General features: G+C 69.0%; 9 protein-coding genes and 1 pseudogene. 6 read left to right on the top strand and 4 right to left on the bottom strand.

Annotated features, from left to right (window positions below; genetic code table 11):
- From ACI3KY_RS09790 to ACI3KY_RS09800, 3 genes and pseudogenes are all read left to right on the top strand, one after another.
- Positions 1–1046, top strand: a pseudogene (locus tag ACI3KY_RS09790) (DNA polymerase Y family protein); the annotation flags it as partial.
- A 213-nt stretch (positions 1047–1259) separates the two neighbouring features.
- Entirely contained in the window at positions 1260–4733 is a 3474-nt protein-coding gene (locus ACI3KY_RS09795) for an error-prone DNA polymerase (RefSeq protein ID WP_404929984.1), read from the top strand.
- Between the two features lie 68 nt (positions 4734–4801).
- Positions 4802–5230, top strand: coding sequence for a VOC family protein (locus ACI3KY_RS09800; RefSeq protein ID WP_404929985.1), 429 nt, complete (start codon positions 4802–4804; stop codon positions 5228–5230).
- A gap of 91 nt (positions 5231–5321) precedes the next feature.
- Here ACI3KY_RS09800 and ACI3KY_RS09805 read toward each other — a convergent pair whose 3' ends face one another.
- Together ACI3KY_RS09805 and ACI3KY_RS09810 are read right to left on the bottom strand one after the other, a co-directional pair.
- A complete protein-coding gene (locus ACI3KY_RS09805; RefSeq protein ID WP_404929986.1) occupies positions 5322–5678 on the bottom strand; it encodes a hypothetical protein in 357 nt (118 codons plus the stop codon).
- A 139-nt stretch (positions 5679–5817) separates the two neighbouring features.
- On the bottom strand, positions 5818–7551 hold the full coding sequence (locus ACI3KY_RS09810) for an L-aspartate oxidase (protein WP_404929987.1): 1734 nt from the start codon (positions 7549–7551) through the stop codon (positions 5818–5820).
- Between the two features lie 93 nt (positions 7552–7644).
- On the opposite strand from ACI3KY_RS09810, the gene ACI3KY_RS09815 reads away from it, so the two are divergent.
- Positions 7645–8568 (top strand): LysR family transcriptional regulator, encoded by a 924-nt coding sequence (locus ACI3KY_RS09815; RefSeq protein WP_404929988.1) that lies wholly within the window; start codon positions 7645–7647, stop codon positions 8566–8568.
- A gap of 71 nt (positions 8569–8639) precedes the next feature.
- Here the strand turns inward: ACI3KY_RS09815 and ACI3KY_RS09820 are convergent, their stop codons facing one another.
- Positions 8640–10034: a glutamate decarboxylase gene (locus ACI3KY_RS09820; RefSeq protein WP_404929989.1), complete on the bottom strand. Its 1395-nt coding sequence runs from the start codon at positions 10032–10034 to the stop codon at positions 8640–8642.
- A 16-nt stretch (positions 10035–10050) separates the two neighbouring features.
- A complete protein-coding gene (locus ACI3KY_RS09825; RefSeq protein WP_404929990.1) occupies positions 10051–11553 on the bottom strand; it encodes an amino acid permease in 1503 nt (500 codons plus the stop codon).
- A 347-nt stretch (positions 11554–11900) separates the two neighbouring features.
- Between ACI3KY_RS09825 and ACI3KY_RS09830 the strand changes: the two genes are divergently transcribed.
- Positions 11901–12236 carry a hypothetical protein gene (locus ACI3KY_RS09830; RefSeq protein ID WP_404929991.1) on the top strand — a complete coding sequence of 112 codons (336 nt, stop codon included), beginning with the start codon at positions 11901–11903 and terminating at the stop codon, positions 12234–12236.
- 105 nt (positions 12237–12341) lie between these two features.
- The gene (locus ACI3KY_RS09835) at positions 12342–13010 is read left to right on the top strand and encodes a GAP family protein (RefSeq protein ID WP_404929992.1); all 669 of its coding nucleotides are present in this window, start codon (positions 12342–12344) and stop codon (positions 13008–13010) included.
- The last annotated feature ends 42 nt before the right edge of the window (positions 13011–13052 follow it).

Here is a 13052-nt window from a genome sequence, read left to right on the forward strand (position 1 = left end):
TCGCTCGGCTGGGCGTGCAGACGCTCGGCGGGTTCGCCGGGATGGAGCCCGACCGCGTGCGCGAGCGGTTCGGCGAGCGGGGCGTCCGGCTGCACGCCCTCGCCGCGGGGCAGGACTCGCGGCCGGTGCAGCCGCGCACGCCGCCGCCCGAGCTGCAGCGCGAGGTCGCGTTCGAGCCGCCGCTCGAGATCGCCGACCAGGTGGCATTCGCGATGCGAGTGACCGCCGACGACTTCATCGCCGGCCTGGGCGCGGTCGACCTCGTCTGCACAGAGCTGCGGGTCGAGCTCGTCGGCGACCGGGGCGAGCGCAGCGAGCGGGTGTGGCTGCATCCCGGCTCGTTCGACGCGGCGGCGGTCGTCGACCGCGTGCGGTGGCAGCTCGCCGAAGACGTCGGCGCCGATGCCTCCGGTGGGAACGGCGCCGGGCGCGGCCTCCGCAGCGGGGTCACCCTGGTGCGGATCTCGCCCGAGGCGGTGGATGCGGCATCCCATCACGCCCCGGCGCTGTTCGGGGGCGGTCCCGAAGAGCGGGTGCACCATGCGCTGTCGCGCGTGCAGGCCATGCTGGGCCACCGCGGCGTGCTGACTCCGGCGATCGGCGGTGGGCGGTGGCTGGCCGAGCGCCAGGTGCTCGTGCCATGGGGTGACCGCGACGAGCGCGACAGAGACCAGCGCGACCGGCAAACGACGGGCGCGGGCGGTCTTGCGGCGCAGCGCGCGCGACCGTGGCCGGGAAGCCTGCCCGACCCGCTGCCGACGACGGTGTTCGCCGATCCGGTGCCGGTCGACGTGCGCGCGCTCGGGGGTGAGCTCGTCGATGTCGACGAGCGGGGCAACGTCGCGGCCGTGCCCGCGTTCTTCATCGAGAGCGGCCGCCGGCGGGCGATCGAGGCCTGGGCGGGGCCGTGGCCGGTCGTCGAACGGGGATGGGATGCCGCGCGCTCGCGTCGCGCGTACCGGTTCCAGGTCGTCGACGCCGACGGGTCGGCGTGGCTGCTGGTGTGCGACGGCGACGCCTGGACCGCGGAGGCCACCTATGACTAGGGCGCCTTTGTCCCGGTCGTTGAACGCGCGGGGAACGAGCGAGACGAAACGCCCCGGACCGGGCGTAGCGGTGAGGCTCGAGGCGTTTCGTCTCGGTCGCTGGCGCTCCCTCGCTCAACGACCGGGATCGTTCTCCCGGTCGTTGAACGCGCGGGGAACGAGCGAGACGAAACGCCCCGGACCGGCGAACGACCAGGATCGGGGTGAGGGCTGATGGGCTTCAACAACCCGGGTGTTCCCTGGTCCGAGATGGAGCGCGTGCTGAGCGGTCGCCGGAGGCCCGAGGCGCCGCCGGTCGGCGCGGACGGCGGCGACAGCCCCGCGTGGTCGCGCAAGCGCGGGCCGTATGTCGCGCCGGAGATCGCGCGTCCGGCCGACGCCATCCCGTACGCCGAGCTGCACGCGCATTCGTCCTACTCGTTCCTCGACGGTGCCTCCTCACCCGAGGAGCTCGCCGAAGAGGCCGAGCGCCTGGGCCTGCACGCGCTCGCCGTCACCGACCACGACGGCTTCTACGGCATCGTCCGCTTCGCCGAGGCCGCCGAGGAGCTGCAGCTGAAGACCGTGTTCGGCGCCGAGCTGTCGCTCGAGCTGCCGAAGCCGCAGAACGGCGAGCCCGACCCGGCCGGCGCGCATCTGCTCGTGCTCGCCCGCGGGGAGGAGGGCTACCACCGGCTGGCGGGTGCGATCACGCACGCGCAGCTCCAGGGAGCCGAGAAGGGGCGTCCGGTCTACGACCTCGACGAGCTCGCCGCGCAAGCCGCCGGAGAGTGGGCGGTGCTCACCGGCTGCCGCAAGGGCGCCGTGCGCCGTGCACTGGCCTCTGCGCCGGGAAAGGCGGGGACGGATGCCGCGGCCCACGAGCTCGACCGCCTCGTGACGCTTTTCGGGCGCGACGCCGTCCACGTCGAGCTCATCGACCACGGCAACCCGCTCGACACCCGCGACAACGACGTGCTCGCCGGGCTCGCACGGGAACGGGGGCTGCCGCTGCTGGCGACGAACAACGTGCACTACGCCGTGCCCCAGCGGCAGCTGCTCGCCGCGGCCGTCGCGGCGGTGCGCGCCAACCGCGGGCTCGACGAGCTCGACGGGTGGCTCCCGGCGCACGCGGGGGCGCACCTGCGGTCGGGTGCCGAGATGGCGGAGCGGTTCGTGAGGTTCCCGGATGCCGTCGCCCGCACCGTGACGCTCGCCGACGAGCTCGCCTTTCCGCTGCGCAAGGCCAAGCCCGCGCTGCCGAAGCAGAAGGTGCCCGAGGGGCATACGCCGATGTCGTGGCTGCGCAAGCTCGTGTGGGATGCGGTGCCGCGCAAGTATCCGAACCTCACGGAAGACAACCGGGCGCGCATCGAGAAGGAGCTCGGCGTCATCGAGCTGAAGGACTTCCCCGGCTACTTCCTGATCGTCCACGGCATCGTGCAGGAGGCGCGGCGCCGCGGCATCCTGTGTCAAGGTCGCGGGTCTGCCGCCAACAGCGCCATCTGCTATCTGCTCGACATCACGGCGGTCGACGCGATCGGCTACGACCTGCCCTTCGAGCGGTTCCTGTCGAGCCTGCGCGAGGAGGAGCCCGACATCGACGTGGACTTCGACTCCGATCGCCGGGAGGAGATCATCCAGTGGGTCTACCAGGAGTACGGGCGCGACCGCGCGGCGCAGGTCGCGAACGTCATCCAGTACCGCCCCAAGAACGCCGTGCGCGACATGGCCAAGGCGCTGGGACATTCGCCGGGGCAGCAGGATGCCTGGTCCAAGCAGATCGAGGGGTGGGGCGCTCTGCTCGAGACGGGCGCCGGTCACGACATCCCCGATCAGGTGCTCGAGTTCGCGTCCGAGCTGCTCAAGGCGCCGCGGCACCTCGGCATCCACTCCGGCGGCATGGTGCTCACCGACCGGCCGGTGGGCGAGGTCGTGCCGATCGAGCACGCCCGAATGGAGAACCGCACGGTGATCCAGTGGGACAAGGACGATGCCGCCTGGATGGGGCTGGTCAAGTTCGACCTGCTGGGACTCGGGATGCTGGCGGCCCTGCAGTACTGCTTCGACATGATCCGCGCCTCGACGGGGGAGGACTGGGAGCTGTCGACCATTCCGAAAGAGGAGAAGGCGGTCTACGACATGCTGTGCCGCGCCGATTCGATCGGCGTGTTCCAGGTCGAGTCCCGTGCGCAGATGGGCCTGCTCCCGCGCCTGCAGCCGCGGCGGTTCTACGACCTCGTGATCGAGATCGCGCTCATCCGTCCCGGACCCATCCAGGGCGGTGCCGTGCACCCGTTCGTCAAGCGCAAGCTCGGACAGGAGGAGGTGACCTACGCCCACCCCAAGCTCGTGCCGGTGCTCGAGCGCACGCTCGGCATCCCGGTGTTCCAGGAGCAGCTCATGCAGATGGGCATGGCCGTCGGCGGGCTCACCGGTGAGGATGCCGACCTGCTGCGACGCGCGATGGGGTCCAAGCGCGGGGTGGAGCGCATCGACTCGCTGAAAGCGAAGCTGTACGCGGGCATGGCCGAGAACGGACTCGTGGGGGAGGAGGCCGACGCGATCTACGCCAAGATCCAGGCGTTCGCGAACTTCGGGTTCGCCGAGTCGCACTCGCTGTCGTTCGCGCTGCTGGTCTATGCGAGCTCGTGGATCAAGCTGCACTACCCGGCGGCGTTCCTCGCAGGGCTGCTGCGGGCGCAGCCGATGGGCTTCTACTCGCCGGCGACCCTCGTGAGCGATGCACGCCACCACGGCGTCGAGGTGCGTCGCCCCGACCTGCACCTGTCGGGTGCCGAGGCCGTGCTCGAGCGGGTGGACGGCGCTTCGACAGGCTCTGCGACCGGGACAGGCTCAGCGACCGGGACAGGCTCTGCGACCGGGATAGGCCCAGCGACCGGTACGGGGCTGGACGCCTGCCTCGAGCGCGACCAGCCGCCGGTGGGCGAGTTCGACCTCGACGCCCCCGATGAGTCGGCGGCGCATCGCCGTGACAGCGGCCATGCGGTGCGGCTCGGCCTCGCCGGCATCAAGGGGATCGGCGCGACCGTCGCCCAGCGCATCGTCGCCGCACGCGAGGCCGGCGGCCTGTTCCGTGACCAGCGCGACCTGGTGCGGCGCACCGGCATCACGGCGGCACAGGTCGAGGCGCTCGCCACCGCGGGGGCCTTCGAGTGCCTCGGCCTCAGCCGACGGGAGGCGATCTGGCTGGCGGGCTCGGCAGCGCAGGATCGCCCGGAGTTCCTGCCGGACTCCCTCATCGCGGTGCAGCCGCCGCTGTTCACCGACCCCACCAGCTACGAGCGCCTGGCCGCGGATCTCTGGGCCACCGGCATCTCCACCGACGACCACCCGCTGACGCACTACCGCTCCGGGCTCGACTCGCGCGGCGTCCTGACGTCTCGTGAACTGCGCAGCCACGAGGTCGGCCGCCGCGTCGAGGTCGCCGGACTCGTGACCCACCGGCAACGGCCGGCCACGGCATCCGGAATCACGTTCCTCAATCTCGAGGACGAACACGGCCTCGTGAACATCGTGTGCTCGCTCGGGGTCTGGAACAGATATCGCCGGGTCGTGCGCGACTCGCCGGCGCTCATCGCCCGCGGCATCCTGGAGCGTTCGGCCGAGGGGGTGACGAACCTCATCGCCGACCGGTTCGAGGATCTCCGCGTCGGCGTGCAGCACCGCGCGAGGGATTTCCGCTGAGGCGTGTCGGGGGAGAGGTCTAAGGTGACGGATGTCGCGGCGCCGACGCCGCGGGAGAGAAGGTCGTCATGGCCGGCAGGCTCGGAAACATCACGTTCTACGCCGACGATCCGCCGGCGCTCGCCCGCTTCTGGGGCGCCGTGTTCGGCTATCCCGAGGCGACGTGGGACGAACCGCTGAAACGCGAGCTCCTCGCCTCTGGCCTGACCGAGACCGACCTGGCCAAGCGCGGCATGGCCGAGGACCCGGAAGGCGTGGGGCCGAGGCTGTTCTTCCATCACGCCTCCGAGGAGAAGGAGGGGCGCAACCGGCTCCATCTCGACATCAGCGCCACCCCCGGCCGAGCCCCGACGCGTGCAGAGCTCGACGCCGAGAAGGATCGACTCGTCGCGCTGGGCGCCGAGGTCGTACGCCTGGTCGACCAGGAGTGGGGACCGTGGCCGGAGACCTACTTCCAGATGAGGGACCCCGAGGGCAACGAATTCTGCCTCCAGTAGCGAACGCGAACATGCAGGTTCGTGCGCGAGGTCTCGTCCCGCTGCCGCCGTCCTCAGCCCGTTCGCAGCCTTCGGGCACCATCGGCCGGCGTCACAGCTCGCCGTCCCACGTCTGGTTCCGACGGTCGGCGTCCCAGCTCTCCTGGTCGCGGCTGTCGACATCGACCGCGGCCACCGGCCTCAGGCGGCGTTCGATCGCGCGCAGCCGCGCGATGGCGGTGACGTCGATCAGCTCCTCAGCGTCCACCTTTGCGTCTTGCACGACGATCTGACTCGCCGGGCCGATGAGCACCATCACCCCGGTGATCGTGCCGTCCTGCTCCCATGCTGGGACGGTCACCGCCTCGGCCTCGCCGGCCTCGGCCAATGCCCGACCGCAGCTGAGCAATGCCGACGCGATGTCGTCCCCCGTTACGAATGCGCTTCCCGCGTAGGTCACCCTCTTCACACGTCTTGTCTACTCGCCCCCCGCCATTCCGCTCTCGGGGTTGCAGCCTGCCCGCGAACGGGCTAGACACGCGCTCGAGCGCGAGTGAGAGGAGGGTGCGCGCCGGCGCCCGCGGGCACCGACGCCGCGCCGACCCCGTCTACTCCACAAGCTTGCCGGCGACCGACACCGCACGCATGAGCGCGGCGATCTCCGCAGGAATCGGCGGGATCGACTCGCGTACGACGCCGGCGGCCGGCGACCAGACGAGATTCACCTGCAGGTCGGGGTCCGTCTCCGGGTAGTCGCTGCGGTTGTGGCAGCCGCGGGTCTCACGGCGCTCCAGCGCCGCTTCGAGGGTTGCGCGTGCAGCGAGCGCCGCAGATTTCAGATCGAACGCGTGAGCGAGGTCGTGGTAGCCCGCGATGTCGGGGTGCACGCCGATGTCGGCCATGCGCGCCTCGATCGCGTCGAGCTCCGCGAGGCCGGTCAGGAGCCCCTGCTCGTCGCGCACGACGCCGGCGTGCTCGGTCATCGTGTCGCGGATCGCGCGCTGCAGCGCCCGCACGTTCTCGTTTCCGGATGCCGCGAGCAGGTCGTCGATGTCCGCTCGAGCCGCCGCGACGGCCGATGCCGACCGCGTCTGCGCGCCCAGCGACGCGGAGTACTCGGCGGCCGCCTGGCCGACGATGCGCCCGAACACGAGGAGCTCGATGAGCGAGTTGCCGCCGAGTCGGTTGGCCCCGTGCAGGCCGGACGAGGCCTCTCCGATGGCATAGAGGCCGGGTACGTCGGTGGAGTGATCGGACGGGCGCACCCACACACCGCCCATCGAATAGTGCGCGGTGGGCGCGATCTCGATGGGCTCCTTGGTGATGTCGAGCATCTGCAGCTCGAGCATCGTCTGGTACACGCGGGGGAGGCGCGTCATGATCGTCTCGCGCGGCAGGTGCGAGACGTCCAGCCACACGCCGCCGTTCGGTGTGCCGCGGCCCTCCTTGATCTCCGTGTAGCAGGCAAGGGCGACGCGGTCACGGGTGGAGAGCTCCAGGCGCTCCGGGTCGTAGCGGTGCATGAAGCGCTCGCCGAGACCGTTGCGGAGGATGCCGCCTTCGCCGCGTGCCGCCTCGGAGATCAGGGTGCCCGCAGCGTTCTCGGGTTCGATGATGCCGCTCGGGTGGAACTGCACCAGCTCCGGATCGCGCAGCCGACCGCCCGCTTCGACGGCGAGGCGGAACGAGTCGCCGGTGTTCTCGTCGCGCCGCGACGACGTGCGCCGCCAGATGCGGTTGTGCCCGCCGGCGGCCAGGATCACGGCATCCGCGTGGATCAGGTAGCGGGTGCCGTCCTCGAGGTCGAAGCCGTATGCGCCGAAGACGGCGCCGTCGTCGTTGACGAGGATGCGGGTGACATAGACGGTGTCGAGGATCGGCACCTGCAGCTGCGCCGCGCGGTTGACGAGGGTGCGCTGGATCTCGAGTCCGGTGTAGTCGCCGGCGAAGGCCGTGCGGCGGTAGGTGTGTGCGCCGAAGAACCGCTGCGAGATGCGCCCGTCCTCTTCTCGGGCGAACGGCATGCCGTAGCGCTCCAGATCCTCGATGCCGCGGGCGGCGCCCGAGGTGACGATTTCGACCGTGTGCGGGTTGGCGAGCAGGTAGCTCTCCTTGAGCGTGTCGGCCGCGTGCTGCTGCCAGCTGTCGTCGGCGTCCATCGTCGCGAGGGCGGCGTTGATGCCGCCCGCGGCCAGTGACGTGTGCGCGTCGGACTTGGGACGCTTTCCGAGGGCGATCACGTCGACCCCGGATTCGGCGAGTTCGATGGCGGCGCGGAGTCCGGAGCCCCCGGTGCCGATGACGAGGACAGTGGTGGACAGTTGGCGCTCTGAAATGCTCACGCCCTCCACGGTAGGCACACAACGAGAATTACTCCAATGCATCTTTCTGCGGCGTATGATAGCCATACGCTATGCAAGTGGATCGGAGCAGTGGTGAACCTCGAACAACTTCGTGCCTTCGTCACCGTCGCGCAGCTCGGAAACTTCACCCGCGCCGCCGAACAGCTGCATCTGGCTCAGCCGTCGCTGAGTCGGCAGATCGGAGCGCTCGAGCAGGACCTCGGCGGCGAGCTGTTCACCCGGGCGCGCACCGGCAGCACGCTCACCGCCGCCGGTGAGGCGCTGCTGCCGCTGGCTCGCCGGATGCTGGCGGACGCGGCATCCGTTCGACGCGAACTCGACGCGCTGGCGGGGCTCAGGCGCGGGCGGGTGCGCCTCGGCGCCACTCCCACCCTGTGCATCAGCCTCGTCGCCGAGGCGCTGACCGCGTTCCATGCGGCGCATCCGGCGATCGAACTGCATCTCACCGAGCGGGGCTCCCGGGGGCTGCTGGATGCTCTCGCCGGTGGTGAGCTGGATCTGGCGCTCATCACGACCTCGGGCGCGGCATCCACCGACAAGTTCACGGTGACCCCGCTCCTCGTCGAGGAGCTCGTCGTCGTCTCATCGAGCGACGCGCCGCCGCTCACCGCGCACGAGAGCATCCGGCTGGCGGACGTCGCGAAGCTGCCGCAGATCGTGTTCAGCTCGTCGTACGACCTGCGAACGACGACCGACGCCGCCTTCGCAGCCGCCGGACTCTCCCCGCGCACCGTCATCGAGGGGGCGGAGATGGATGCCGTGCTCAGATTCGTGGAACGGGGGATCGGCGTCGCCATCGTTCCCGCGATGGTGCTGATCGAGCGAAAAGGTCTGCGGGCGGTTCGTCTCTCCCAGCCGACGCTCACGCGGACGATCAACATCGCGCGGGTCCCCGACATCGCGGCTTCGCCGGCGGCCGAGGTCATGCAGCAGGCGATCGCCGGCACCGCGGCGGCGTGGGCGGCGCGTCCCGAGGCCACCATGCGGCTCGCCTGAACGGCGACGCCGGGCGATCCCTCCACCAGATCCTGGGAAGGCATCGCCCGGCGTCGGCCGGCGCGGAAGGGCTAGTGGTGGAAGCTGCCCGCCTCTTCCTCGGTCATGGAGTTGACGATCGGGTGCTTGTCGAAGTGCTCGATCGCCGCCCGGTAGTCGGCCATGAGGAGCGACGCCTCGTCCCGCCCGAAGCCCTGCCGCACCAGGATCCGCTGGACGGGGAGATCCTGACGGTCAGCGGGCATCGTGTACGCGGGCACCTGCCAGCCGCGCGTGCGCAGCCGGTCTGCGAGGTCGAACAGCGTGAACGGGTGGTCGACCCCGTCCTTGAGCTTCCACGAGACGGCCGGGATACCGGACTCCGCGCCGCCGTTGTTGATGATGTCGAAGTGGCCGAGCTTGGCGATCTCCTCGGCCAGGTACATCGACGTGTCGTGGCAGGACTGGTGCACCTTGCGGTAGCCCTCACGACCGAGTCGCATGAAGTTGTAGTACTGCGCGACGATCTGGCCGCCCGGGCGCGAGAAGTTCAACGCGAACGTCGGCATGTTGCCGCCGAGGTAGTTCACGTTGAAGATCAGGTCCTCGGGCAGCTCCGCGGCATCCCGCCACACCACCCAGCCGACGCCGAGCGGAGCCAGACCGAACTTGTGCCCGGAGGTGTTGATCGACTTCACCCGTGGCAGCCGGAAGTCCCACACCAACTCCGGCAGGGTGAACGGGGCGATGAATCCGCCGCTCGCGCCGTCGACGTGGATCGGGATGTCGAGGCCCTTCTCCTCCTGCAGCTTGTCGAGCGCGTCGCTCACCTCGTGCACCGGCTCGTACTGGCCCGTGAAGGTGACACCGAGCGTCGGCACGACGCCGATGGTGTTCTCGTCGACCCGCTTGATCACCTCGTCGGCGTTCATGATGAAGCGGTCGCCCTCCATCGGGATCTCGCGCAGCTCGACGTCCCAGTACCGCGCGAACTTGTGCCAGCACACCTGCACCGGACCGCAGATCATGTTCGGCTTGTCGGTCGGCTTGCCCGCGGCGCGCTGGCGCGCCCGCCAGTTCCACAGCAGCGCCATCCCGCCGAGCATGGCCGCCTCGCTCGATCCCGTCGTCGAGGTGCCGAGCGTGTTCTCCGCGTCGGGTGAGTTCCAGAGGTCGGCGAGGATGTGGACGCAGCGCGCCTCGATCTCGGCGGTCTGCGGGTACTCGTCCTTGTCGATCATGTTCTTGTCGAGCGTGTCGGCCATGATCGAGCGGATCTCGGGCTCGAGCCACGTCTGGCAGAACGTCGCGAGATTCTGACGCGAGTTGCCGTCGAGCATCAGCTCGTCGGTGACGACCTGGTAGGCGTGGGCAGCGAGATGCTCTTTCTGCGGCATCCGGTATTTCGGAAGTGAGACCGACAGGTCTCCCGAGGCGAAGACCTCATCGAGCAGCTCGTCGCGGACGTCGTCTTTCTTGTGCAGCATTTGGTGGTCTCCGGTGTCAGTTCGCGGTGGTCTTGGGTGTGGATGCGGAGGCCGATGCGGGCGCAACGTCCGTGACGCCCGCCTCCTCGGCCGAGTGCTCGTGGACTTCGTCGGGATAGACCTTCCAGCTGTCCTTCCGGAATGCGTAGATGATGAACGGCCAGATGCCGAGCACGATGATGCCGCCCACGAGCAGCAGCGTGTAGCCGAGCTGGCCCATGGTGCTTCCGGTGGGCTCGACGAAGCCGATGAGGAACGCGAGCAGACTGGCGAGGAAGCCGAGCCACCCGATGAGTCCCATCGCCGGCGTGCGGAAGCCGCGCTTGACGTCGGGATGCGTCCGCCGCAGCTTCATGGCCGCGAGGAACATCATCATGTACATGATCAGGTAGAGCTGCACGGCCATGGCCGAGAAGATCCAGAACACGGACTGCACCGAGGGGACGATGGCGAAGAGAACCGCCAGGATCGTCACGATCACGCCCTGCACCACCATGATCGGCACCTGCATGCCGTTCTTGTTGGTCTTCTGCAGGCTCGGCGGCAGGTAGCCCTGACGCCCCACCAGCAGCAGGCCCTTGCTCGGACCGGGGATCCACGTCACGACGGAGGCCAGGATGCCGAACACGATGAGCAGTGCCATCACCGTCGTCATCCACGGGATGCCGAGCTGTCCGAAGAAGACGTCGAACGCCTGGAGCACACCCTGGGTCAGGTTGACGCTGGACGGTGACACGCCCACCGAGATCGCGAGCGTCGGGAAGATGAAGACGATCAGGATGACGATCGACGCAAGCAGGATCGCCTTCGGGAACTGCTTGCCCGGCTTGTCCATCTCGTTGACGTGCACGGCGTTCATCTCCATGCCCGCGTAGGAGAGGAAGTTGCTCACGATCAGCACGATGCTTGCGATTCCCGTCCAGGTCGGCAGCCACTGCCCCTCCGATGCGGGCGGCAGCTCCGACTTGCCGCCCGAGCTCAGGAACAGGATGGCGAAGAACACCAGTCCGAGCGACGGCACGATCGTGCCGGCGAGGAAGCCCCATTTGCTGACTCCGGCGAAGGACTTCACACCGCCGAAGGCGATGAACGTCGAGAGCCAGTAGATCACCAGGATCACGAGCCCGGTGAAGAGGCCGTTCGACGCCAGGTCGGGATTGAAGACGTACGCGAGCGCCGACGCGAAGAACGCCAGCTGCGCGGGGTACCACACGACGTTCTGCATCCACTGCTGCCAGATCGCGCTGAACCCGATCCGTTCGCCGAAGGCCTCCTTGACCCACACGAACACGCCGCCCTTCCACCCGCTCGCGAGCTCGGCGGCGACCAGCGCCACCGGAACCATGAACACGATCGCGGGGAGGACGTACAAGAAGATCGAGGCCCAGCCGTAGCCGGCCATCGCCGGCAGTCCTCGAACACTCGCGACCGCGGTGGCGATGAGGATCGCCATCGTGATCCACGACATCCCTGTCGTCTTCGCGTGAACCGACGTCGCCGGGCGCTTCACATCAGCCATTTGAACCCCTTACAGACGTGGCCCCCCAGGGCCTGGTTTGGGGTCGTCGGCGGACTTTGGCGAGGTTCGTCGGCGACGTTACGCACCATGCCTACTCCCGGCTCCGATCCCCTGTCAATCAAATTCACCGACAATTCGATAGCGCCTCACGAATGGCTTTTTACCCTTGGTGACATTCATTTCTTCTGCGTGATGACATTTCCCGGGTGCCGTTCCGCCGTCGCGATGAGGGACGTGACGAACGCCGACCGCTCGGCACGCGGGTGCTGCAACGGCGGCCTCGACACCTTTCCGCGGAGTTGTCAACGCCCATCACAAGCCGGAGGACGGCCGTCTACTGTTCAGGCATGAAGCATGTGAGCTATGCGGACAAGCCGTTGCTGATGGGAGACGATGCGGCGGACACGCTGCTGGAGTACGCCCGCCTGGTCGCCGACAATGAACGTGCCGACACCGTGACGCTGAACGCGATCAGCCCCGACGGCAACACGGTGGAAGCCTCGTTCTTGTTGGACGTCAGCACGATCCTGATGGTGGAGTCCACCAACTCCGAGATGGAGCCGCCCGACAACACCGAGGTGGTACAGGAGATGCGGGAGCGGATCGACGCCATCACACGACCGGTGAGCGTGGACGCGCAAGAGCCGCCGTACTCCGACTCGGACCTCCCCGACGCCTTCTGACGGCAGCAGGCGGCCACACCCGCGGGCGTGGCCGCGCGGCGGGCACGATCTGTGCTTCACTTCCAGGTGGGGCCCGGCACGAACCGGGGGCTGGGAAGGGCGGTCGTGTCGACAATCGGTCACCTGCTGATCATCGCTGCCGCGGTGGCCATCAGCTCCGTCCCCATCGTGATGACGATCCTCATCCTGCTGTCTCCCAACCGCACCCGGTCCGCCGTGCCCTTTCTCATCGGCTGGGTCGCCGGCATCGTGCTGACGGTCTCCATCGCGGCGCTGTTCGCGACGGTGATCCCCACTTCGCGCTTCGAGCGGCAGCCCGACACCGCGGTCGCGATCGTGGAGATCGTGCTGGGCGTGGCGGCGATGGTGCTGGGAGTGATCTCGTGGTTCCGTCGCCGGGGGCGCACCGTCGTGGCGACGACCCCCAAGTGGATGCGCGCCGAGGCGAAGATGGGCCCGTGGTCGGCGCTCGGGCTGGGGTTCATCCTGAATCTCCGGCCCAAGGGGATCGTGCTCGCCCTCGCCGCAGGCCTCACCCTCTACGCCGACGCCGGGTCGGTGCGCGTGGCGATCGTTCCGGTGATCGTCTACACGGTGGTGGCGGCATCCACCGTCGCATTGCCCATCATCGTGACCGCCGCGTCGCCCAGCCGGATGCAGCCGCGCCTGGTCGCAGCCCATCAGTGGATAGAGACGAATGGCGGGCTGATAACCAGTGCCGTCCTTGTCGTGATCGGCCTTCTGATCGTCGGCATGGGCATCTCGCGGCTCTGACGAGTCCCGCCGCTTCCGACGTGTCGGAAGCGGCGGGACGAG

This window comes from Microbacterium sp. ZW T2_14, assembly GCF_044987405.1.
In the GTDB taxonomy this organism is placed as follows: Bacteria; Actinomycetota; Actinomycetes; order Actinomycetales; family Microbacteriaceae; genus Microbacterium.

Coding starts and splice junctions, on each gene's coding strand:
- ACI3KY_RS09795 (WP_404929984.1), top strand. CDS start 1,260: ATGGGCTTCAACAACCCGGGTGTTCCCTGGTCCGAGATGGAGCGCGTG.
- ACI3KY_RS09820 (WP_404929989.1), bottom strand. CDS start 10,034: ATGCTGCACAAGAAAGACGACGTCCGCGACGAGCTGCTCGATGAGGTC.
- ACI3KY_RS09800 (WP_404929985.1), top strand. CDS start 4,802: ATGGCCGGCAGGCTCGGAAACATCACGTTCTACGCCGACGATCCGCCG.
- ACI3KY_RS09825 (WP_404929990.1), bottom strand. CDS start 11,553: ATGGCTGATGTGAAGCGCCCGGCGACGTCGGTTCACGCGAAGACGACA.
- ACI3KY_RS09830 (WP_404929991.1), top strand. CDS start 11,901: ATGAAGCATGTGAGCTATGCGGACAAGCCGTTGCTGATGGGAGACGAT.